The organism is Mesorhizobium sp. M0292 (assembly GCF_040321695.1).
In the GTDB taxonomy this organism is placed as follows: Bacteria; Pseudomonadota; Alphaproteobacteria; order Rhizobiales; family Rhizobiaceae; genus Mesorhizobium.
In genome coordinates, this window is record NZ_JAMYSB010000004.1 from 176,825 (window position 1) to 198,716 (window position 21,892).

Consider the following 21,892-nt stretch of genomic DNA (forward strand, 5'->3'; position numbering starts at 1 on the left):
GCCCCGAAATCGAGAACCTACTTCTGGATGCAGGTGTCGACCGTGTCCTTGGTGCATTCGTCGAGGCCGGTGAACACCGGATCGGCGACGGCCTTGCCTTCGACCAGATCGATCATCACCGACGGTGCCTTGTAGCCCATTTCGAACGGCCGCTGACCAACCAGAGCAGTTACAAGGCCGTCACGGGCGATCGCCACTTCATCGCCGATCGTATCGGCGGCGCCGATGACGAAGTCGTTGCTGGCGATGCGGTCCTTGAGCGGCCCGAACAGGTCGCGATAGGGCTGCGGTGCGCCAAACAGCGGCCAGCCGCCCATGATGCCGAAGGCGTCGAGCTTGGGATTGGCGGCGAGGATGTCGGTCATCGCCTGCACGCCCTTGGCGCCGTCGTCATTGGTGAACACCGGGCAACCGGCGACTTCGGTCCAGCCGCCTTCGCCGGCAAGTGCCGCCAGGCCTTCCTTGCCCGACAGCGCGTCACGCATGCCCTGCGCGCGGCGCAGGATGTTGTCGGCCGCGGGATTGCCTTCGATGGTACAGATCGTGCCGCCGTTCGGCTTGCCCTTCTTGATGTACTCGCCGATCTTGTGACCCATCAAATAGTTGTCGGTGCCGAGATAGGTATTGCGCAGCGCGGCATCTTCCTTGCTGAGATCGGCGTCGAGCGTCATGATCGGGATCGTCGGATTGGCGGTCTTGATCGTCTGAGCGATCAGCGGCGCGTTGGATGGCGAAATCGCCATTGCCACCGTGTCGGCCTTGCTCAGCATGTCCTGGACGATCTGCGCTTCGCCGGCCTCGTCGGAGGTCGATGCCGGGCCGGTGTAGAAGCATTCATATTCCGAGCTGGCATTTTCCTTGTTCCATTTCTCGCAGCCCTGGTGGATGGCTTCAAAGAATGGATTGTCGAGACCCTTCACCACGATGACGAGCTGTTTCTTGGCCAAAGCCGGCCCGGCGCCCAGCGCCATGGCGGCGACGGCGGCGAGCAAAAGTGTTTTCCTCATGTCAGTCCTCCCTTGAAACAGACGGACACGGCGTGCCCGCCACACAGATCGACCGGATGCTTAATGACCGAGGTTCGTTTCACGAGCACTCGTGTCGCCAAGACAGATCGATAAGCATTTCCAGATGCGGCATTGGCCCGGCTCAACACAAGGGTGGCGCCGCAACCTCGACCGATAAACCTCCGCCGATTCCGCCCGGCTAACCGCCAGCGGCATCGGCATAATCTCCTCCGACGCTTAGCTAATATCGGCTTGCGGCCAACGTCAATGCTATTTGTCCTACAAAACGGATTTTTGGATAACCAAGGCTTCAATTCGTCCGACAATTGATTGACGAGCGCCGGCTTTTGCGTAAAAGAACGCTGACGCTGTTTCCGGGAGGAGATGGGGAGAGCGGGGCCAAAGCAGCGCCGGCATTCACGCCGGGAACAGCAGCGGGTCGCAAAACACGGGGAGGCAAAGACTGGTGGCGGTTCTCGAACTCACCAATATCTCGAGGCATTTCGGCGCCATCCAGGCGGTCAACGACGTATCGCTGTCGATCGAGCCCGGACAGGTGGTCGGCCTGATGGGCGACAACGGCGCCGGCAAGTCGACGCTGGTCAAGATGATCGCCGGCAATTTCCGCCCCAGCCATGGCGTCATGCGCATGGACGGCAAGGAGTTGATCCTGCACAAGCCGGCGGAAGCTCGCCAGCACGGCATCGAGATCGTCCACCAGGACCTGGCGCTGTGCAACAATCTGACCGCTGCCGCCAATGTCTATCTCGGCCGTGAATTGCGCCGCGGCGTCGGCCCTTTACGCATCCTCGACTATGCCGCCATGTACAAGCGCGCCGGCCAGCTCTTCGCCGAGTTGAAGTCCGAGACCCGTCCGCGCGACCTGGTCAAGCAGATGTCGGGCGGCCAGCGTCAGGCGGTAGCGATCGCGCGCACCATGCTGTCGCAGGCCAAGATCGTGTTGATGGACGAACCGACGGCCGCGATCTCGGTGCGCCAGGTCGCCGAAGTGCTGAACCTGATCCGCCATTTGCGCGACCAGGGTATCGCAGTGGTGCTGATCAGCCACCGCATGCCTGACGTGTTCACCGTCGCCGACCGCGTCATCGTCATGCGGCGCGGCCGCAAGGTCGCCGACAAGACGATTGCGTCAAGTTCGCCCGAGGAAGTCACCGGGCTGATCACCGGCGCCATCGAACAGGTTTGATCTCAGCGAATTTCACCACGCACAGCACATGAAGGTCGACGATGGCACTGACAATTGACCAGCCGATCGAACAAAAGCAGCAATCCTTGCCGGCAAGACTGTTTGCCAGCCAGACCTTCTGGGTGGTGATCGCGGTCATCCTGGCCTGCCTGTTCCTGTCTTTTGCCACCGACGCCTTCGCCACGTCGAAGAACCTTTACAACATCACCCGCAACATCACCTTCGTCGCCATCATCGCGCTCGGCATGACCTTCGTCATCATCACAGGTGGCATCGACCTGTCGGTCGGTTCGGTGCTCTGCCTGTCGTCGATGGTGCTGGCCGTCACCATGCATGCCGGCTACTCCATCGAGGTCGGCATCCTCGCCTCGATCGCCACCGCGCTCGCCATAGGCGCCTTCAACGGCATCATGATCGCCTATCTCGGCTTTCCACCCTTCGTGGTGACGCTCGGTATGCTGTCGATTGCCCGCAGCCTCGCCATGGTCGCCTCCAACAACACCGTCGTCTTCCAGTTCGGCCCGGATCACGACAAGCTTCTGGCGCTGGGCGGCGGTGCCTGGGTGTTCGGCATCGCCAATCCGGTGCTCTACATGATCCTTTTGGCGCTGATCACCGGCTTCACGCTGCGCTGGACCAAGTTTGGCCGCCACATCTTCGCCATTGGCGGCAATGAGCACGCGGCGACGCTGACCGGCGTTCCCGTCAAGCAGATCAAGGTCGCCGTCTATATGATCTCGGCGCTGGCGGCGGGCATTGCCGGCATCATCCAGACCGGATGGCTGGGCGCCGTCACCACCAATCTCGGAACCGGCATGGAACTGCAGGTCATCGCCGCCACGGTCATTGGCGGCGCCAATCTCGCCGGCGGCGTCGGCACCGCCTTCGGCGCCATTGTCGGTGCCGCGCTCATCGAAGTGATCCGCAACAGCCTTGGTCTGCTCGGCATCAATGCTTTCTGGCAAGGCGTGTTCATCGGCGGCGCCATCCTGCTCGCGGTGCTGTTCGACCGGATCCGCAACTTCAGGCGCAATGACTGAATGTTTTTGGACTGAACCTTTCGGCTGGAAACCGTTGCCTTGACATCGAAATCCCTGTTCGAGCTCAACGGCCGGCTGGCGCTGATCACCGGCTCCGGCCAGGGCATCGGCCTGGCGCTGGCGCGCGGCCTTGCCGAGCATGGCGCAAGTGTCGTGCTCAACGGCCGCGATGCCGGCAAGGTTGCCGGTGCTGTCGCCGGCTTGCGCGACGCCGGCTTCAAAGCGCACCCCTCGACCTTCGACGTGACGGATTTTCGCGCGGTCGATGCCGATGTCGCCCGCATCGAGGCCGAGATCGGCGCCATCGACATCCTGATCAACAATGCCGGCGTGCAGTTCCGCGCTCCGCTCGAGGACTTTCCCGAGGAGCAGTGGGAGCGGCTGTTCAAGACCAATGTCTCCGGCGCCTTCCATGCCGGCAAGGCGGTCGCCCGCAATATGATCGCGCGCGGCAAGGGCAAGATCATCAACATCGGCTCGGTGCAGAGCGAACTCGCCCGGCCCAACATCGCGCCCTATACGGCCACCAAGGGCGCAATCCGCAATTTGACACGTGGCATGTGCACCGACTGGGCGAAATACGGCTTGCAGATCAATGCCATCGCCCCCGGCTATTTCCGCACCGAGATGAACCAGGCGCTGGTCGACAACCAGGAATTCTCCGCCTGGCTGGAAAAGCGCACGCCGGCCGGCCGCTGGGGGTATGTCGACGAACTGATCGGCGCCGCCGTGTTCCTCGCCTCCGACGCCTCGTCCTTCGTCAACGGCCATACGCTTTATGTCGACGGCGGCATGACGGCTTCGGTTTGACGGGAAACCCTATCGCTCAGTCTGAAAATCCGTCGGCATAAGCGGCCCCCCAAGCTCACCACACCTCCCAGCCTTGACGCGACCCCGAACTCAGCCGCACAATCCCGTTGCAGGCGAAGGGAGGCCAGTCGTCTGCGGGAGGTATACCCATGACGGACGCGATCAGGCTCTATTGGGGCCGGTTCGGACATGTTTCTGTCCTGAATGTCGCCAGCGACTTCGTCACCCATGCGCATGTCGAGGCCCACATCATCATCTGGCTGGAGGGCACGGCCGGCGAGATGACCGTCGGCCGCGAGACGGTGCCGCTGGGTCCCGGCACCGCCGCCGGCATCAATTCCTACCAGCCACACAGCCACATTCTGTCGCAGAACGGCAGGCCCGGCCTGTTCCTCGCCTTCTACATCGATCCGGATTGGGCGCGCCGGCGCCGCGACCTGCCTTCGTCGGCGCCGTTGTTTGCACAGGCGGCAATCACGCTCGAACCCTGGCTGCACCAGGCCGCCGCCAACCTGCTCGACCATTTGAGCGATAATGAAAGCATCGACGACGTCGCCAATTACGAGATCGAGCGCTTCATCGATAGCGTGCTCGACGCCGCCGACGCCTCGGCGCCGCAGGAGACGCGCATCCGCGTCAACACCATGCAGGATTTCCGCGTCCGCAAGGCAATCCAGCTGATGAAGGCCAATGTCTGCGAGCGCATTTCGTTCGACGACGTCGCCCGCAGCGTCGGCCTGTCGCGGCCGCATTTCTTCGCTTTGTTCAAGGAACAGACCAATCTGACGCCCAATGTCTACTGGAACACGCTGCGCATGGAGGAAGCCGTGCGGCAGTTGCAGTGGTCGCAGGAGCCGCTGATCTCGGTCGCCTGCAATCTCGGCTTCACCACCCAGGGCAATTTCTCGCGCTTCTTCCGCGACCATGTCGGCGTGCCGCCGACGCTTTACCGCGAGGCGGCGCGGGCCATGGCCTGAGCCAAGCCGCTCGTTTTTCAGACTCCTTGATAGGGCCGCAAGACCCATTGATAAGCGCAGCACCGGCCGCCGCCCTACCCTGCTGCGTATCGAATTCGTAGGGGAATGATCATATGGCTGAAGTCACCGTCTCCAGCGTCATCGACGCGCCGGTCGAAAAGGTCTGGGCGCGCATACGCGACTTCAACGGCCTGCCGGGCTGGCATCCGCGCATGGTCAAGAGCCATATCGAAGACGGCAAGAGCGCCGAAACCATCGGCTGCGTGCGTAATTTCGAGCTCGCCAGCGGCGCGCGTATCCGCGAAAAACTGCTCGACTTCTCCGACGCGAATTTCCGCGTCAGCTACTCCATCCTGGAGACGCCGCAGCCGTTGACCAATCACAAAGCGACGCTGCAATTGCGCCGCGTTACCGACGGCGACCGCACCTATGCCGAATGGACAGCAACTTTCGACGCGGCGCCCGAAGAGGCCGACAAGATCGCCGCCGGCATGGCCGCCAATGTCTTCCAGGGTGGCTTCAATGCGTTGAAGAGCCATTTTTCTGGCCAGAGCTGAACCAGGGAGACTGCCATGGCGCTTGCCCTCCAGACCTTTTCGGCCGTCAGGGATGCCAACGCGGCGCTGAAGGCGCCCGGCACCCGCTATCTCGGCGGCGGCACGCTGGTCGTGCGTGCCGCCAATGAAGGCGATGTCTCCGTCACCGGCCTCGTCCGCTCGACCGATCCGACCCTTTCCGAGATTACCGTTGCCGGCGGCAAGGTCCGCATAGGCGCCTCGGTGACGATGGCGGCTATCGCCCGCCATCCGGAGCTTGCGGCGCTGTCCAAGGCCGCACGCGCCGTCGGCGGCCCGGCGATCCGCAATATGGCGACTGTCGGCGGCAATCTGTTCGCACCCGCGCCCTACGGTGATTTCGCTGTCGCCCTGCTGGCGTTGGATGCGACGGTCGGCACCGATGATGGGGAATTGCCTATCGAGGATTTTCTGGCCAGGCGGGACGGCAGCCGCGCCATCGTCACGTCAGTCGCCTTCGCGTTGCCGAAGGCCGAGAATTTCCGCTTCCTGAAAGTGTCGCGGGTCAAGCCGAAGGGCGTCTCGGTGCTCAGCATCGCCGCCGTTCTCGAACAGGCCGGCGACGGCACTGTCTCCTCGGCGCGGATCGCGCTCGGCTGCATGGCAGACCGGCCGATGCGCGCCCGCGCTGCGGAAAAGGCACTGATCGGCAGCAGGCTTGACCAGGACGGCGTCGCAGCCGCGCTGGCTGCAGCCGGTGAAGGCACTTCGCCAATCACCGATCCGATCGCCAGCGCCTGGTATCGCGCCGAGGTTCTCCCGGTCCATCTCGGCCGGCTGCTGCTTACTTAACCACCGCTTGGGGGGCGCGCGTCTGTCCGATCAATCGGGCGGGCGCGCTGGGAGGAAAACATGGCAAAGGTTCCGGTTCAGTTCACGCTCAACGGCTCGGAGAAGGCCGAATTCGTCGACAGCGGCACGACGCTGCTGCACGCGCTGCGCGACAAGATCGGCGACACCTCGCCCAAGGGCGGCTGCCACCAGGGCACCTGCGGCGCCTGTTCGGTCATCATGGACGGCGAACTCCGGCTCTCTTGCCTGACCCTGGCCGAGACCTGCAGCGGCGCCGACATCCGCACCACATCGGGCCTCGCTGAGGCCGGCGTGCTGCACCCGCTGCAGCGTGCCTTCCTCGATGCCTTCGCCACGCAATGCGGCTTCTGCACGCCGGGCATGATCATGGCCGCCAAGGTGCTGCTCGACCACACGCCCAATCCGAGCCGCGAGGACGTGATCGAGGCGCTGTCCGGCAACATCTGCCGCTGCACCGGCTACGAGCCGATCATCCAGGCGGTGCTGACGGCGGCCCGAGCCAATTCGCAGAACGCGGCCTAAGGACCAAAAGAATGGAACTGCGCAAAAACTATTTCGCCGATCAGCGCAAGGACGGCCTGCACGAGATCGGCCATGGGCGGCCGCGGCTGGATTCGCCGGGACATGTGACGGGCAAGACCGCCTATTTCGCCGACCGCAACGTCCCGAATATGCTTCACCTGAAAATGGTGCGCAGTCCGCACCACCATGCCCGCATCCGTTCGATCGACACTTCCGAAGCGGAGAAGCATCCCGGCGTGGTGAAAATCCTCACCGCCAGGGATGTGCCGCACAATGTCTACACCATCCTGATCCTGATCCAGGTCGGACCGGAAGACGAGACGGTGCTGGCCGACGGCAAGGTACGCTGGAAGGGCGAGGCGGTGGTGGCGGTGCTGGCCGAGACCGAGCGCGCGGCTCAGGAAGCGGCAGCCAAGGTCAAGGTCGATTATGAGGTGCTGCCGGCCGTCTTCGACATGGAAGAAGCGCTGAAGCCCGGCGCGCCTTTGGTCAACGAATATCACGGCCAGAATTATTACCTCTACGACAGCGGCGAATGCCGCAAGGTGCGCTTTGGCGATGTCGAGGCGGGCTTCGCCGGCGCCGACCACATCCTGGAACAGAGCTACCAGTCCTCGCCGATCGAGCATGCGCCGACCGAGACCACGGGTTGCGTCGTGGTGCCGGAAGGCAATGACCGCTTCACCGGCTACACCAACACCCAGGCGATGTTCTTCACCCTCGACAACGCGTCGATCATCCTGCAGATGCCCGGCTCAAAACTGCATTTCGTCGGCGGCACTGTCGGCGGCGGCTTTGGCGGCAAGGTCGACGTCATCGTCGAGCCGATCGCCATTCTTGGCGCCAAGCTGACAGGACGTCCCGTTTCATTTATCTACAGCCGCGAGGAGGAGATGCAGATCTCCTCACCCCGCGCCGCCGAAAAGATAATCATCAAGGACGGCGTGATGAACGATGGCCGCATCGTGGCTCGCAAGGTCACCGGCTACACCGATGCCGGCGCCTATTCGCGCCACTCGCCCTATGGCGCGCAGAAGGGAGCGGCGCACTATCCCGGCCCCTACACCATTCCCAATGTCTGGATCGACACCTACTGCGTCTACACCAACCGCACACCCTCCTCCGCGATGCGCGGCTTCGGCGTCACCATCGGCGACTTCGCGCTTGAGGTGCAGATGGACAAGCTGGCGCGGCTGATCGGCATGGACCCGCTCGAATTCCGCTTCATCAACGCCTATCGCGATGGCGACATGAAGGCGCATCGCCAGCCGACCGAAGGAGCGGCGCTGATCGAGTGTATGCAGGAGGCGTCGCGCGCCGCCAACTGGCCGGTGGCGGAGAAGTATATGGCGATGTCCTCCTACAAGAAGGGAGCTTGAGATGGCGATAAGGCGCGGACGCGGCGTCGCCGCAATCAACTATCCCACGGGCATGAACCTTGGCGGCGACCCGACGCAGGCGCTGGTGCATTCGACGCCGACCGGCAATTTCATGGTGACGCTTTCCAGCGTCGATCTCGGTCAGGGCTTGAAGCAGATCATGGCGCAGATCTGCGCCGAAACCATCGGCGTGCCGACGGACCGGGTTACCATCGACACCGCCGACACCGACACCGGTCCGCACTGCATGGGCACCTTCGCCTCGCGCGGCACCCACCGCGCCGGCAACGCCGTCATCCAGGCGGCCAAGGAAGCGCGCCAGGTGATGCTGGAAGTGGCGGCGGAAGAGCTGGAGGTGAACGCCTCCGATCTCGAAACTGATGGCGAGGGCAACATTCTGGTCAAGGGCGCGCCGCAAAAGTCGATCTCGATCTTCGATGTCGCGCTGTCGGCTCATTTCAAGCGTGGCCGCTCGATCTCAGGCCGCGGCATGTTCCTGATCCCGCGCTCCTATCCGGAGAAAGAGACCGGCGCGATGAAGCCGTCGACCTGCTACGCCCATGCCTGCACGGTGGCCGAGGTCGAGGTCGATGACGAGACGGGCGAGGTTACGGTGCTGACCGTGAAGAACGTCTTTGAGATCGGCCGCGCGCTGAACCCGAAAATGGTCGAGCAGCAACTGGTCGGCGGTTCCTGGATGGGCATCAGCCACGCGCTCTACGAAACGACCGAGCCCTATTATCCCAACCGCGACCATGGCGGCACCGACTTCAACCAGTATCTGATGCCGGGACCGGGCGATCTCGCCCAAACCGAGATCATCGTGCTGGAGCGGCCGTCGGCGGATGGTCCTTACGGTGCCAAAGGGCCAGGCGAAATGTGCGCGAACCCGCAGATCCCCGCGGTTGCCAATGCCGTCTTCGACGCCGTCGGCGTGCGCATCGACACGCTGCCGATCACACCGGAGCGCATATTGCGCGCGCTGAAGGCGCAAGCGGCCAATTGATGACGCCAGAGGTGAACGCAGAGACTGTCGCGACCTCACCGGAGGCGGTGGCACGCCACCTCGCTGGATCGCGCTATCTCGCCGACGACAGCCTGGCGACGGCGATCTTCCTGGCCATACGGCTGGGCAAGCCGTTGCTGCTCGAAGGCGCGCCCGGCGTCGGCAAGACCGAAGCGGCCAAGGCGATCGCGCAGCTGCTGGGCCGCGATCTGGTGCGGCTGCAATGCTATGAAGGAATCGACGCAGCACACGCGCTCTATGAATGGAACTACCAGCGCCAGCTGCTCGCCATCCGCCATGCCGGCGAGCACGAGATCGACATCTATGACGACCGCTTTCTGATCGCGCGGCCATTGCTGCAGGTGCTGCGGGCGCCGGAGCAGCGCGTGCTGCTGGTCGACGAGATCGACCGCTCCGACCACGAATTCGAAGCGCTACTTCTGGAATTCCTCTCCGACTTCCAGATCAGCATTCCCGAACGCGGCACCATCCGCGCCGAAGCGCAGCCGATCGTCATCCTGACGTCGAACCGCACCCGCGAACTCGCCGAAGCGCTCCGGCGCCGCTGCGTCTATCACTGGATCGGCTATCCCGACGCCGAGCGCGAAGCCGCCATCATCATGCTGCGCGCCGGCGATGTCGCCGAGACCACCGCCCGCGCCGTGGCGGCCGCTGTGCAGGAGATCCGCGTCCGGCCGCTGGCCAAGCCGCCCGGCATCTCCGAGGCCGTAGAATGGGCCAACGCCGCCACCATCCTGGAGAAGGGCGGCAGCCCGTGGCCGGAAGCCTTCCGCCGCGCCATCGGCGTGCTGATCAAGGACGAGGAGGATTTGTCCGCGATCGCGCCGGAGCTTGGCCGGATTGTCGAGGAGGCGCTGGGGTGACGTGTGAGGTCAACAGCTCGTTCACAGCGAGGTGGCCTCACCTGGGCACTCTGCAACGCTGGCGGGACAGCGCCCCCCTCTGTCCTGCCGAACATCTCCCCCACAAGGGGGGAGATCAGCCGTCATCCTGGCTTTCGCCAATCTCCAGCGGCGCAGAAAGAACCGAAGCGCCAAAGCTGCTGATCTCCCCCCTTGTGGGGGAGATGTCCGGCAGGACAGAGGGGGGCGCGAAGGAATGATGCGTCAGGGAACCCTTCCTCTCGCCTCCGCGCCCTTCCTCCACTTCGCCCGGCTGCTGCGCCGCCACGCCTTTGCCGTCGCCCCCGAGCAGGTCTCCAGCTTCATGCAGGCGGTCACCCTGCTCGGCCCCCGCTCGATGGCCGACATCCGCGAGGCGGCGCTCGCAACGCTTGCCCCCCCGCCCAATCGCCGCGGCGAATTCGAGGCGCATTTTCGCAATCACTTCCATGGCGATGGCCAACCCTCGATCGAAGGCGAGGAAGACGAGGAAACCCGCATCAAGGACGATCACGGCACGCGCCAGGAGGAGAAACAGACCACGCGCCAGGAGAAAGGCGGCGAGCTGTCGTCGGCAATCGAACAGCTCAGCAGCCGCGACTTCCTCCGCGACGACGATGGCCTTGGGCCCTTCCGCCGCAAGCTCGCTTCAGCCCTCCCCGCGCGCCGCTCATTCCGCACCGTGCGCACCCATTCGCGCGGCAAGCTCGATCTGCGCCGCTCGCTCAGGGAAATCGTCAGCGCCGATGGCGATATCCCCTCGCCACAGCTGCGCCGCCGCCAGACGGTGGCGCGCAAACTGCTGATCCTGATCGACGTCTCCGGCTCGATGAAGCTGCACACGGCGGACTACCTCAAACTGGCGCACGCCGCCGTACAAGGTGCTGACCGTGTCGAAATCTTCACCTTCGGCACGCGGCTCACCCGCATCACGTCCGCACTGCGTATCCGCGATCGCGACCAGGCTCTCGCCCGCGCGGCGGCACTCGTCGACGACTGGGACGGCGGCACGCGCATGGGACCGACCTTGCTCGCCTTCCTCTCGGTGCCGCGTTTCTCAGCTTTCGCCCGCGGTGCCGCTGTGATCATCCTGTCGGACGCGCTGGAGCGCGGCGACCATGCCGATCTCGAGACCGCAATGCGCCGGCTGAGCGCCCGCGCCTTTCGCCTGTCGCTGGCCACACCGCTGGCCGGTGACCCGCGTTTCCTTCCCGCCACGGCAGCGCTCCGCGCCATCCTGCCTGATCTCGACGATCTCATCGACGGCTCGTCGCTCGGGAGCCTCACCGATTTCATCCTGTCGCTCGCCCGCCCCGCCCCGGCGGCGTCGGCAATCTGGAAAAGGGTATGGTGATGCAGAAAGCCATCGACGCGCATTTCCACATCTGGCGCCAGCAGGACCAGCCATGGCTGGTCGGGCCGATGGTGCCGCGCATTTTCGGCCCCTACGAGCCGATTCGCCGCGACTATCCGATCGAGGAATTTCTCGCCGATCAGCAAGGCGCAGGTGTCGAGAAGGCCGTCTATGTCCAGACCAACTGGGCCAAGGAGGATTTCGAAAAAGAAGTCGCCTTCCTGCAGAAGACTGCCGACGAGACCGGCTGGCCGCACGCTATCGTCGGCTATACCGATATGACTGTCGACGATGTCCGGCCCCAGATCGATCGATTGAAAAAGTACCCGCTGCTGCGCGGCGTGCGCATGCAGCTGCATTGGCACGAGACGCCGGCCTTCCGCTTCGCTGCCTCGGCCGATCAAGTCATCGACCCCAAGGTACGCGCTAATGTGGCGCGGCTGAAAGACTATGGCTTGTCCTTCGACCTGCAGCTTTTCCCTGCCCAGATGAAGGATGGGCTGACGCTGGTCGGCGAGAATCCTGAGACCAACTTCATCCTCACCCATGCCGGCATGCTGACCGGCATGGAGCCGGAAACCACCGAGGCCTGGAAAGCCGGCCTGAGTACTCTATCAACAGCGCCGAACTTCTACGCCAAGCTGTCGGGCCTCGGCACCTTCGCCCACCGCAACGATCCGGCGTTGATTGCCTACATCGTCGACAATGCCATCGACATTCTGGGCGCTGACCACCTGATGTTCGGCTCCAACTTCCCGATAGAGAAGCTCTGGACCAGCCACGCCGAACTGATCAAGGCGCATCGTGCAGCCGTGGCGAAGCACGGTCCGGTGGCGGAAGCGGATATCTTTTGGAATACAGCAGAGAAGGTTTACAGACCGGCATAGCGCACGCTTTCCCTTCTCCCACAGGGGAGAAGGGAAAGCCGCCCCTCACTTCACTTCAAACTCAGGATCGACCGGAATCTGCATCGCAGTCACCAGATGGTTGGTCTGCCCGGCCAGCCCGATGATCGACACCAGTTCGCCATGCTGCGCATCGGTCAAGCCTTTGGCGCGGGCAGCTGCCGTATGCGAGTGGACGCAGTAGGAGCAGCAATTGGCGGTCGACACAGCGATGTAGATCATCTCCTTGGTCAGCGGATCGATGGCGCTGTCGGACACCATCACCGCCTTCAGCTGTTCCCAGATCCGCTTCAGCGCCGGAGGATCATTGGCGAGCCCACGCCAGAAATTGTTGACGAAGTCCGATTTGCGCGTCGCGCGGATGTCGTCGAAGACCGCGTTCACGGCCGGGATTTTTTCGACCTCGGCGTCGGTCAGGAGTCTGGTGGCAGCCATGGTGTTTCCTTTCGTTGAATCGATGGATCAGGTCGTTGAATCAGATGTCGAGAAAAGGCGGCTAACCGGCTATTCCAATTCAGTCATACGGAATGACACAGAACCATGGCGATTGGCCGAAGCATCTCAGCGTCGTCATCCACGGGCGAAGCAGGCGCGAAGCGCCGTCGCGGAGACCCGAGGATCCATTCTGCGACCTCGCGCGAGGGATGCAGCGGCGCAAAATTCTGGACCGAAGAAACGCTCAGGAGTCCCGGCATGGATCCTCCGGTCTGCGCTGCGTCGCTACGCTCCTTGCTCCGCCCGTGGATGACGAAGGGATGGACGGCTCGGCTAATCTCCACATTGTTCAACCCAGCAGCACACCCCTTTCGCTTCCTGCTTCAACACCCTAATGAACCGCGGCATACATGATCTTCTCCTCCGTCGCCTCCGCCGGCGAGAACTCCTCCACGATGCGCCCCTGTCGGCACACCAGAATCCGATCCGACAGGTTCATGATTTCCGGCAGGTAGGACGAGATCACCACCACGGCCAGCCCCTCATCGGCCAGCCGGTTGATGATCTGGTGGATCTCGGCGATGGCGCCGACATCGACGCCGCGCGTCGGTTCGTCGAAGATGACGATGCGCGGCTGCTGCACCAGCCCCTTGCCGATCACCACCTTCTGCTGGTTGCCGCCGGAAAGTTCGACCACGCGGGCATTGTCGTTGATCGCCTTGATGTTCAGCGTCTTCGTCCATTCAGCGGAAAGCGTGCGCATCTCCTGCTGGTTGATCACCCAGGCCTTTTCGCGGCCCGCCGCCAGGAGCCCGCCGAACAAATTCTCGGCAATGCCCATCGTCTCGAAAATGCCCTCGCTTTTGCGGTCCTCGGTAACATAGACGATGCCGTCGGCGACCGCTTCGCTCGGCACGATATAGCGCACCGGCCTGTCGTCGAGTTCAATCGCGCCACCGCGCAAAAAATCGCGCTTGTAGATGCCGGAGACGATCTTGAAGGTCTCGGTGCGGCCGGAGCCGATCAGCCCGAACACGCCGGTGATCTGTCCCTCGAAGATCGAGAAGGAGGTGTTGCGCACGACATTGCTCATCGAAATGTCCTGCACCGACAGCACCTTCTTGCCGGCCTTGCGCAGCCTGGCCTCGTCGCGCTGGCGGTAGATCTGTCCCGACAACGTACGCCCGACCATGGCGGCGACGATCTTGTCGCGGTCGAAGGCCGATGTGTCGTCGGTGATCACCAGTTCGCCATCGCGCAGGATTGTGATGCGGTCGGCGATCATCAGCGCCTCCTCCAATGCATGGCTGATGAAGACGATCGAGACGCCGTTCGCCTTCAGCCGCCGGATCAGTGCGAAAAAGTGCCGCTTCTCCTCCGGCGTCAGCGTCGCCGTCGGCTCGTCGAAGATGATGATCTCGGCATTGTGGTGAACGGCGCGCGCGATCTCGACCATCTGACGCTTGGCCGCGCCGAGCGTTGCCACCATGGCGTTCGGGTCGACCGGGAAGTTCAGCGATTGCAAAAACTGTTGCGCCGAAATGTAGGTGCCGCGCAGCCGGTTGAGAAACTTTTCGGTGCCGAGATAGAGGTTCTGCGCCACTGTCATCGACGGCACCAGGCTGGTCTCCTGGAACACCATGGCGATGCCGGCCTCGAGCGCCGCATGCGGCGAGGCGTAGGCGATCTCGCGGCCTTTGTGGAACATCTTGCCGGAAGTGGCGTCGACGACGCCGGCAATGATCTTGGTCAGCGTCGATTTTCCGGCGCCATTCTCGCCGAGCAGCGCGTGGATTTCGCCCTTGCGCAGTTCGAAGCTGACTTGTCTGACCGCGGGCACGCCGCGATAGTTTTTGGTGACGTTTTCCAGGCGCACGATCGGTTCCATCAGAGACCTCCTGCGTCGATGGCCAGCACGCAATCGCCGCCCCTGGAGGCGATGAACAGGCGGCCGTCCGTTTCCGCCACGCTGCAGATGCCATGGCGCGTGCCGTCCGCGCGGCTGTGCAGGCTGAATTGCGGCTGCATGTTCTGATCGAGCCTGACCACCAGCCCATAGGAGCGGCTCGGCGACCAGGGCTTGTGGATGCCCATGGTGCGGATCCCGCCGCATTGCAGCGGTTCCAGGAAGCTGCGATTGGACGCCAAAGCCGGCGCGATCCAGTAGGCCGGCGGCACCTGGTCGATCATGTCGCGCCGGTAATGCGTTTCCTGCAGCACGAATTCGATCAGCCGGTTGCGCGGCGCGAACAGAGCCAGCCACGCGCCGCCATCGCCGGCCGGCGCGAGGCGCGCGGGATAGCCGGGCAGGTGCGTCAGCACGGTCGAGCGGCTACCGGTCGCACCATCGAAGCGAACGAGCTGATGGCGCCAGCTTTCGCTGACCGACACATCCCGCCCAATGGGATGCAGCCCATAGGGAAAGGCGATATCGCCGGCCACTTTGCGGAACCCGCCGCCGGCTGCGTCCCGCCTCCAAAGCGAACCGGACGCGCCCTTCTTCATCAGGTCGGCGGCCCATTGCGACGGCGTGTGCTCAGCCGAGCCATTGGCCAGCCACAACGTGCCGTCGTCGGCATAGGCAAGCGCGGTGATGCAGCTGACGCCAGACGGCAGCGAAACCTCCTTGCCGGCGACCAGCAGCTTGCCGCTCTCAAGTCCGACCGTCAGTTCTCCCGACAGCGATAGAGCCAGCGCAGTGATGGGGGAAGGAAAGGTCTCGACAACCTTCGGCTCCACTCCTGCGGCAAGCGAATAGATGGCGTTGCCGCTGGAAGCGAGCAGCCGGCCATCGGCAACCAGCAGATTGTCGGGCTCGATCAGCCCGGCAAAAACCGGCGCATCATCGAGCCGCGTGTTGGGCCGGAAGGCGCCGTCGAGCGGCGGGATGGTGACGGCCTTGCCGCGAAACATGTCCAAGATGGGATCGAGGATCATGGCTGCGTTCCCCAATAAGAAGCGGAGCTGGTCCAGGTCGGGTCCGCGCCCGCAATCTTGTAGCGGCCGATGCGGTTGTTGAGGATGCCGCCGACGAACAGGAAACCCTTGTGCTCGCGCATCGAGGTGACCATCGGATGCGCGCCGCCGGTGAGGTCGCCCATCGCCTCGATAATGCCGCCCTTGTCGTTGAATTTCACCACGCCGCCGGTGTTGATGTTGGGGAACAGCCACTCGTCCTGCGGCAGCCGGCGCGTCATGCGCTTGCGCATATCGGGATGGCGCAGCGACAGGTCGAAGCTGGGCGTGCGCATGCCGAGCCATGCCATCCAGTAATTGCCGTCGGAGGCGCGGTTGATGTTGTCGGGATAGCCCGGCATGTCGCGGATGACGCATTCGGCGGCGCCCGCCTTTGGCCCTTCCAGCCAGTAGCGATGCACGCGGCAGGCCCAGCTCTCAGCGAAGAACAGCGACTTGCCGTCATGCGCCATGCACACACCGTTGGTGTAGCGGTAGCCGTCGAGCAGTGTCTTCGTCGAACCGTCCTTCGGGTCATAGACCAGCAGCCGGCCGGTGGCGCGGTTCTCGATCGAGTCCAGTGCCCAATCGTGGGCGTCATAGCGCTTGGTGGAATCAGTGAAATAGATGCGCCCGTCCGGCGCGATGTCGCAATCATTGGGGTCGCGCAGCCGCGCATCGTCGACGATCGAGGTCCAGGAGCGCGACGTCTCGGCCGACAGGCGCTTCACTTCCCGATCCGGCGAGACGGAATAGAGCCCCATGGCGCCGACGCAGCTGATCAGATTGCCCGATTTGTCGAAGGCCAGGCCCAGCGGAAAGCCGCCGATGTGGGCAAACACCTCCGATTTCACATAGTCCGGCGCGAAGAAGCGGACGATCTCGCCATGGCGCGTGCCGCAATAGAGGTGATCGTCGCGGTCGAGGATGACGTCTTCCGGCCCTTCCAACTCGCCGAGCCCGATATGGTCGGCCGCCGACAGCCGGTTGTCGAGCGCGTAGGGCGTGCCTGAGCCCGGCACCGCAGACTGTGTCTCGCCCATCTTGAGATAGACCGGCGCGACATAGACTTCGTTGAGCACCTTATGGCGGTTCTTCAGCCAGCGGATGTCGATCGTCACCGCCACCGCCAGCATGATGCCCAGCACCATCTGGTTGGTGCCGGTGCCATAGCCCAGCCGGATCAGCCCGTTGGTCATGGTCAGCACGATGATGGCGCCCATCAGCCCCTTAATGACCGAGCCGCGGCCACCACCCAGGCTGACGCCGCCGACCACCGCCGCCGTCAGAGCCATGATCTCCAGGTTGAGGCCGGTGCCCGGCCCTGCCCCACTCAGGCGGCAAGCGATGAGGAAGCCGCCGATCGAGGCGCAGAAGCCGGAAAAGACATAGGTCATGAACACGGTGCGGCGCACGCGAATGCCGGCATTGTGCGCCGAGCGCCTGGAGCCGCCGACCGCCAGCACATGCCAGCCCGGCCGTGAGCGCGTCAGCGCGATATGCGTGACGATGGCAAGAATGATCGCCAGCCACACCGAGACCGAAAGCCCCCAGAAGGTGCTGTCGCCGATGAAGTCGAGCACATCCGATGTCGCCTGGGAAAGCTGCACGTCGGCGGCATAGGTGGTGACGAGAATATCGAACAGCGCCCGGCCAAAAATGAAGGTGACCAGCGTAGTCAGAAAGGCGCGCAGCCTGAGATAGCCGACGAGGTAGCCGTTGACGGCGCCGAAGATGAGCCCGGTGGCAAGCGATGCCGCCAGCGCCAGCCAGATAGACTGTTCGAGGATGAAGAAGACATAGACGGCGGAGAAGCAGGACAGCGCGAAGATCGAACCGACGGACAGATCGATGCCGCCGCCCAGCATCACCACCGTCATGCCGGTGACCACCATCGAGAACTCGCCGAGCTGGCGGGTCGATTCCTGTAGCGAGGTCAGCTTGAAGAAGCCGGGAATGATCGAGCCGAACACGCTGAGCGTCGCCACCAGCGCCAGGAACGGAATGGCGTTGTCGGTCCAGCGTTTTGTCAGGATTTCGCCGACCAGATGGTCGGGCACGAGATTGTAGCGCCAGGACTGGAGGCGTTCGCGAAAGGACATCGGCGGCTGCTATTCCATGAGGGAACGAGGTGACCGGATTGTCCAGCCACCTCGTTTATTTCAGTCGAAAAAGCGCGGCTTACTTCGCCGCCGCTTCGGCCTGCAGTGCCTTCAGGTCCCAGCAGCTGTCGGGCTTGAGGTCGGCCTTGGTCGTAGCCTTCTCCAGTGTGTAGATGTAGGTGTGCGACGTGCCGGCCGGCTGGCCGCTCTGCAGCAGGAACTTGATGATAGCGTTCATGTCGCCGGACTGGCGAGCCAGATCGGTCATCACCACGGCGCCGTAAGTTCCGTCCTGCAATTTGTCGCAATCGGCCGCCTTCTCGCCGCCGCCGGTGGTGACCAAAAAGACCTTGCCGTCGAGCTTGGCGTCGCGGATGGCGGCGGATGCGCCGGTGGCGTCACCATCCCAGAAGTCGATGATCGAGCAGATGTCGGGGTTCTGCTGCAGCATTGTCGTCGTCACGTTGCGCGACGTCGTCGGATCCCAGTTGGAGTCGGGCTTGGCCACGACTTTGAAGTCGGGGTGCTTCTCCAGCACCTTCATGATGCCGGCATACTGGTAGAGACTGGACGAGTTGGCCTGATCACCCTGCACAAGGCCGATCTTCTTCGACGAATTCTCGCCGCAGCCCTTGATCGCCGCTTCGGCCTCGAGTTGGCCGAGCCGGTCCCAGTCACTGCCGACAAAGGCGTCGGCCGGGAAGTTGGCGGGATTGTCGACCAGTATGACGTAGGTTCCGGCAGCCTGCGCCTTCTTCATCAGCTTGGAATAGGAGTTGAGATCCGGCGCATGGATGATCAGCACGTCCGGCCTTGTGTCGGACGAGATCGCGTCGGTGATCGCCTGTGCACCGGCATCGACGACCCAGTTCGGATCGCGTGTTTCGAAGGTGCCGCCCCAGGCCTCGACTTCCGTCTTCAGATAGTGCGACCAGCCCTGCGCAAGGTCGAAGCCCATCGCCAGCGGCACCAGCATGACGCGCTTGCCCTTGAGCGCCTGCGCGTATGCGGCCGGGCCCGGATCGTCGGCGGCGAAGGTCGGCGCGACGAAGGCGGTAGCGGCAAGCGCCGTGGCGGCCGCCATCAGTGTTCTGATCAGTTTCATGTCACATCCTCTGTTTTTCACTTATTGCCGGCCGGTCGGCATGACCCGGTCGGGTACCCCTTAGATGTCGCCCTGCTGCGCAGTCTGTTCGTCGCGCGGGTTGATGATGCCGTCGACGATGATGGCTCCGAGCAGGATCGCCGCCTTGATCAGGTTTTGATACAGCAGCGGAATGTCGATGATCGTCATCGCGTTCGACAGGATGCCGATCAGTGCAGCGCCCACCAGCACGTTGCGCACCCCGCCCCGCCCGCCGGAAAGGCCGATGCCGCCGATCACCGCCACCAGCACGATGTCATAGAGCAGCGTCGAGTTGACGACGCGGGTGTTGATCGAATGCAGGCTTGCCGCCGTAAGCAGGCCGGCGATCAGCGCGACAAAGGCCGAAACCACATAACGCAGCACCAGCATTGGCCGCACCGGAATGCCGATATTGCGCGCGGCGACCGGATTGTCGCCGGCGAAATAGATGTAGCGGCCCCATTTGGTGTAGCGCAGGAACACGAAGAACAGGAAGGCGAGCCCGGCGAAGACGAACACTTCGATCGGAATGTCGAGGAAACGCAGGCCGCCGAGCAGCTCCACCCAATGGCCCTGAGGCACCGGCACCGCATCCTGCGTGATCAGTTGCGAGCGGACATAGCCGAAGACAAAGGAGCCGGTCGCCAGCGTCACGAAGATCGCCGGCACGTCGGCATAAGCGACGAGAAAACCGTTGAGCAGGCCGATGGCGAGCACGCCTGCCAGCACATAGGCGAAGGCGAGCCCATCAGGCGTTCCGGCGTTGAGCAATTGTAGATACCAGGCGACCGACATCGCCATGATCGCCACCGCCGACAGGTCGATGCCCCTGCCGATTATGACGACCGCCATGCCGAGCGCCAAAATGCCCAGCACCGACACCGAGCGGACGATGGCAACGAGATTGTTGGCAGCGATGAAACCAGGCAGCCCAATGGCAGCGGCGACGAACAGCACCACGGCGATGGCAAAGACAATGCCTTCCTGATTCAGGCTCCTGACATTTGGCCAGCCAATCGTGTTCATGTCTGCATTCGCCCCGATGGCAGCTCTGCCACCCCTTCCGAAGAAAGCTAATCGGCTCGGCGCCGCTTCGTCAAATGAATCCGCGCTCGGAACGCCCGTTGGCAGTGATAATCTTCCAGTGGACGCACCGATTGCTAGAACTGGCGCAATCCTAGGAAAAGGCTGCGCTTTTGGCATTTGGTTGCGCCATTGCGTGTATGCGCGAAGGTGCCGTTCTGAGGCGAAAGCACGAGGCGGAATTAATTGCCGCCTGAGCGGCGAAAATTGCGAATTCAGGTCCTGGTCATGTGGCCTGAAACTTCGGCGCCTGCACCGGGCGGCAGCACGAGGAACCGCAACGCCGCCACCAGCCCGATGGCGCCGATGATCAGGAAGGCGATGCGAAAATCGACGAGGTCGAGCGCCGGCCGGTCCCTGACGATCTGCGACAGGTTGAGAATGGCAGCCGCCACCGCCACGCCGAACAGCATCGATATCTGCTGCAGCATGGACGACAAAGTCGCCGCCGAGCTGCGCTGCGCGGCATCGATGTCGGCGAAGGCCAGAGTATTCAGCGCCGTGAACTGCATCGAACGCGTCAGGCCGGCGATCAGCATCAGCATCACTACCAGCGCCTGCGGCGTTTCGGGCGAGATCGCCGCGCAGGCCATGATCGAGGCCGAGGCGATCAGGCCGTTGACGACCATGACCGTGCGAAAACCAAAGCGCCGCAGCGTCGGCGTCGTCACCGTCTTCATGCCGAGATTGCCGAGGAAATAGGCCAGGATCATCAAGCCGGCATCGACCGGCGAAAGGCCAAAGCCGACCTGAAACAGCAGCGGCAAAAGGAACGGCGTGGCGTTGATCGCCACGCGAAAAATGGTGCCGGCGGCAAGCGTCGAGATGGCGAAGGTCTGCACCCTGAAGGCGCTGAGATCGAGCAGCGGATGCGGCGCGCGCCGGAGATGCCGCACCGCCAGCCAGCCGATGACGATGCCGGCGGCAATCAGCAGCACGGCGGGCAAAGCGCCGTCTTCCGGATGTGCGATGCGCTCAAGGCCGTAGAGCAGCAGCGCGAGCCCCAGCGACGTGAGGAAAAACCCCGGCCAATCCAGCGGCTTGGGATCGGCCGCGCGGTCGCCCGGAATGAAGCGCGCGACCAGCGCCAGCCCGACCAGCCCAAGCGGGATGTTGATGAAGAAATTCCAGTGCCAGGAGAGATAGGTTGTGATGAAGCCGCCAAGCACCGGCCCGACCACGGGCGCAAACAACGCCGGCCAGGTGATCAGCGCCGTGGCGTTGAGCAGCTCCGACTTCGACGCATTGCGCAGCACCAGAATGCGCCCGACCGGCGTCATCAGCGCGCTGCCCAGGCCTTGCACGACACGGGCGGCAACGAACTGAGGCAGATTTTGCGAGAAGCCGCAGGCCAGCGAGGCCAGCGTGAACAGCACAATCGCCAGCAGGAAGATGTTGCGCGCGCCGAAGCGGTCGGCAAGCCAGCCCGACAGCGGCACGAACACCGCCATGGTCAGCATGTAGGCGGTGATGCCGATGCTCATCGCCACCGCCGTCACGCCGAAGGATTGTCCCATCTGCGGCAGCGAGGTCGAGATGATCGTCGAATCCAGCAGCTGCATGAAAAACGCGATGGCAACGATCAACGCCACGCGCCGCGCATTGCTGGCGGTTGCGGCGGAGGCCTCGGTGTCGGGAACGGCAGTCATAGCGAACCGCGTTGAACAGCATATGGCTGGCCCCGTCCAGAGCTT

The 21,892-nt window shown here is 63.5% G+C and carries 20 protein-coding genes; 12 read left to right on the forward strand and 8 right to left on the reverse strand.

The window, feature by feature from the left end; all coding sequences use genetic code 11:
• Positions 1-17 precede the first annotated feature (17 nt).
• Complete coding sequence (locus NKI96_RS07750) at positions 18-1,007, reverse strand: sugar-binding protein (protein ID WP_352803622.1); 990 nt, start codon at positions 1,005-1,007, stop codon at positions 18-20.
• Between the two features lie 466 nt (positions 1,008-1,473).
• Here NKI96_RS07750 and NKI96_RS07755 point away from each other — a divergent pair, with 466 nt between their 5' ends.
• The 12 genes from NKI96_RS07755 (at position 1,474) to NKI96_RS07810 (ending at position 12,479) form a co-directional block, all read left to right on the forward strand.
• Entirely contained in the window at positions 1,474-2,214 is a 741-nt protein-coding gene (locus NKI96_RS07755) for an ATP-binding cassette domain-containing protein (RefSeq protein WP_023696206.1), read from the forward strand.
• Positions 2,215-2,255: 41 nt separating this feature from the next.
• Positions 2,256-3,254: an ABC transporter permease gene (locus tag NKI96_RS07760; protein WP_023673048.1), complete on the forward strand. Its 999-nt coding sequence runs from the start codon at positions 2,256-2,258 to the stop codon at positions 3,252-3,254.
• Between the two features lie 39 nt (positions 3,255-3,293).
• A complete protein-coding gene (locus NKI96_RS07765) occupies positions 3,294-4,064 on the forward strand; it encodes an SDR family oxidoreductase (RefSeq protein WP_031194897.1) in 771 nt (256 codons plus the stop codon).
• A gap of 149 nt (positions 4,065-4,213) precedes the next feature.
• Positions 4,214-5,041 carry an AraC family transcriptional regulator gene (locus NKI96_RS07770; protein ID WP_023739925.1) on the forward strand — a complete coding sequence of 276 codons (828 nt, stop codon included), beginning with the start codon at positions 4,214-4,216 and terminating at the stop codon, positions 5,039-5,041.
• Between the two features lie 113 nt (positions 5,042-5,154).
• Complete coding sequence (locus NKI96_RS07775; RefSeq protein WP_023673045.1) at positions 5,155-5,598, forward strand: SRPBCC family protein; 444 nt, start codon at positions 5,155-5,157, stop codon at positions 5,596-5,598.
• Positions 5,599-5,613: 15 nt separating this feature from the next.
• A complete protein-coding gene (locus NKI96_RS07780; protein ID WP_023821815.1) occupies positions 5,614-6,408 on the forward strand; it encodes an FAD binding domain-containing protein in 795 nt (264 codons plus the stop codon).
• Between the two features lie 60 nt (positions 6,409-6,468).
• Positions 6,469-6,951, forward strand: coding sequence for a (2Fe-2S)-binding protein (locus tag NKI96_RS07785; protein ID WP_023821816.1), 483 nt, complete (start codon positions 6,469-6,471; stop codon positions 6,949-6,951).
• Between the two features lie 11 nt (positions 6,952-6,962).
• Positions 6,963-8,330, forward strand: coding sequence for a xanthine dehydrogenase family protein molybdopterin-binding subunit (locus NKI96_RS07790; protein ID WP_023690782.1), 1,368 nt, complete (start codon positions 6,963-6,965; stop codon positions 8,328-8,330).
• Between the two features lies 1 nt (position 8,331).
• On the forward strand, positions 8,332-9,336 hold the full coding sequence (locus tag NKI96_RS07795) for a xanthine dehydrogenase family protein molybdopterin-binding subunit (RefSeq protein WP_023690781.1): 1,005 nt from the start codon (positions 8,332-8,334) through the stop codon (positions 9,334-9,336).
• Complete coding sequence (locus NKI96_RS07800; RefSeq protein ID WP_023690780.1) at positions 9,336-10,220, forward strand: AAA family ATPase; 885 nt, start codon at positions 9,336-9,338, stop codon at positions 10,218-10,220. Before NKI96_RS07795 ends, NKI96_RS07800 begins: the two co-directional genes overlap by 1 nt.
• Positions 10,221-10,455: 235 nt before the next feature.
• Positions 10,456-11,592, forward strand: coding sequence for a vWA domain-containing protein (locus NKI96_RS07805; protein ID WP_352803625.1), 1,137 nt, complete (start codon positions 10,456-10,458; stop codon positions 11,590-11,592).
• Complete coding sequence (locus NKI96_RS07810) at positions 11,592-12,479, forward strand: amidohydrolase family protein (protein WP_352803794.1); 888 nt, start codon at positions 11,592-11,594, stop codon at positions 12,477-12,479. Before NKI96_RS07805 ends, NKI96_RS07810 begins: the two co-directional genes overlap by 1 nt.
• A 45-nt stretch (positions 12,480-12,524) precedes the next feature.
• Here NKI96_RS07810 and NKI96_RS07815 read toward each other — a convergent pair whose 3' ends face one another.
• The 7 genes from NKI96_RS07815 to NKI96_RS07845 all read right to left on the reverse strand — a co-directional run bounded on the left by NKI96_RS07815 (position 12,525) and on the right by NKI96_RS07845 (position 21,847).
• A complete protein-coding gene (locus NKI96_RS07815) occupies positions 12,525-12,932 on the reverse strand; it encodes a carboxymuconolactone decarboxylase family protein (protein WP_023821818.1) in 408 nt (135 codons plus the stop codon).
• A 391-nt stretch (positions 12,933-13,323) separates the two neighbouring features.
• On the reverse strand, positions 13,324-14,820 hold the full coding sequence (locus tag NKI96_RS07820; RefSeq protein ID WP_023821819.1) for a sugar ABC transporter ATP-binding protein: 1,497 nt from the start codon (positions 14,818-14,820) through the stop codon (positions 13,324-13,326).
• Entirely contained in the window at positions 14,820-15,869 is a 1,050-nt protein-coding gene (locus NKI96_RS07825) for an SMP-30/gluconolactonase/LRE family protein (protein ID WP_023821820.1), read from the reverse strand. The genes NKI96_RS07820 and NKI96_RS07825 overlap by 1 nt, the downstream gene beginning before the upstream one ends.
• Positions 15,866-17,989, reverse strand: coding sequence for an ABC transporter permease (locus NKI96_RS07830; RefSeq protein WP_023714822.1), 2,124 nt, complete (start codon positions 17,987-17,989; stop codon positions 15,866-15,868). Before NKI96_RS07830 ends, NKI96_RS07825 begins: the two co-directional genes overlap by 4 nt.
• Before the next feature lie 79 nt (positions 17,990-18,068).
• Positions 18,069-19,094: a sugar ABC transporter substrate-binding protein gene (locus tag NKI96_RS07835; RefSeq protein ID WP_023668177.1), complete on the reverse strand. Its 1,026-nt coding sequence runs from the start codon at positions 19,092-19,094 to the stop codon at positions 18,069-18,071.
• A gap of 60 nt (positions 19,095-19,154) precedes the next feature.
• On the reverse strand, positions 19,155-20,141 hold the full coding sequence (locus NKI96_RS07840) for an ABC transporter permease (protein ID WP_023699681.1): 987 nt from the start codon (positions 20,139-20,141) through the stop codon (positions 19,155-19,157).
• 272 nt (positions 20,142-20,413) lie between these two features.
• Entirely contained in the window at positions 20,414-21,847 is a 1,434-nt protein-coding gene (locus NKI96_RS07845; protein WP_023714823.1) for a DHA2 family efflux MFS transporter permease subunit, read from the reverse strand.
• Positions 21,848-21,892: the final 45 nt, after the last annotated feature.

Excerpts from the sequence above, each read along its gene's own strand:
- NKI96_RS07750 (WP_352803622.1), bottom strand. The coding sequence starts at position 1,007 with ATGAGGAAAACACTTTTGCTCGCCGCCGTCGCCGCCATGGCGCTGGGC.
- NKI96_RS07760 (WP_023673048.1), top strand. The coding sequence starts at position 2,256 with ATGGCACTGACAATTGACCAGCCGATCGAACAAAAGCAGCAATCCTTG.
- NKI96_RS07770 (WP_023739925.1), top strand. The coding sequence starts at position 4,214 with ATGACGGACGCGATCAGGCTCTATTGGGGCCGGTTCGGACATGTTTCT.
- NKI96_RS07775 (WP_023673045.1), top strand. The coding sequence starts at position 5,155 with ATGGCTGAAGTCACCGTCTCCAGCGTCATCGACGCGCCGGTCGAAAAG.
- NKI96_RS07780 (WP_023821815.1), top strand. The coding sequence starts at position 5,614 with ATGGCGCTTGCCCTCCAGACCTTTTCGGCCGTCAGGGATGCCAACGCG.
- NKI96_RS07785 (WP_023821816.1), top strand. The coding sequence starts at position 6,469 with ATGGCAAAGGTTCCGGTTCAGTTCACGCTCAACGGCTCGGAGAAGGCC.
- NKI96_RS07790 (WP_023690782.1), top strand. The coding sequence starts at position 6,963 with ATGGAACTGCGCAAAAACTATTTCGCCGATCAGCGCAAGGACGGCCTG.
- NKI96_RS07795 (WP_023690781.1), top strand. The coding sequence starts at position 8,332 with ATGGCGATAAGGCGCGGACGCGGCGTCGCCGCAATCAACTATCCCACG.
- NKI96_RS07800 (WP_023690780.1), top strand. The coding sequence starts at position 9,336 with ATGACGCCAGAGGTGAACGCAGAGACTGTCGCGACCTCACCGGAGGCG.
- NKI96_RS07805 (WP_352803625.1), top strand. The coding sequence starts at position 10,456 with ATGATGCGTCAGGGAACCCTTCCTCTCGCCTCCGCGCCCTTCCTCCAC.
- NKI96_RS07810 (WP_352803794.1), top strand. The coding sequence starts at position 11,592 with ATGCAGAAAGCCATCGACGCGCATTTCCACATCTGGCGCCAGCAGGAC.
- NKI96_RS07815 (WP_023821818.1), bottom strand. The coding sequence starts at position 12,932 with ATGGCTGCCACCAGACTCCTGACCGACGCCGAGGTCGAAAAAATCCCG.
- NKI96_RS07820 (WP_023821819.1), bottom strand. The coding sequence starts at position 14,820 with ATGGAACCGATCGTGCGCCTGGAAAACGTCACCAAAAACTATCGCGGC.
- NKI96_RS07825 (WP_023821820.1), bottom strand. The coding sequence starts at position 15,869 with ATGATCCTCGATCCCATCTTGGACATGTTTCGCGGCAAGGCCGTCACC.
- NKI96_RS07830 (WP_023714822.1), bottom strand. The coding sequence starts at position 17,989 with ATGTCCTTTCGCGAACGCCTCCAGTCCTGGCGCTACAATCTCGTGCCC.
- NKI96_RS07835 (WP_023668177.1), bottom strand. The coding sequence starts at position 19,094 with ATGAAACTGATCAGAACACTGATGGCGGCCGCCACGGCGCTTGCCGCT.
- NKI96_RS07840 (WP_023699681.1), bottom strand. The coding sequence starts at position 20,141 with ATGAACACGATTGGCTGGCCAAATGTCAGGAGCCTGAATCAGGAAGGC.
- NKI96_RS07845 (WP_023714823.1), bottom strand. The coding sequence starts at position 21,847 with ATGACTGCCGTTCCCGACACCGAGGCCTCCGCCGCAACCGCCAGCAAT.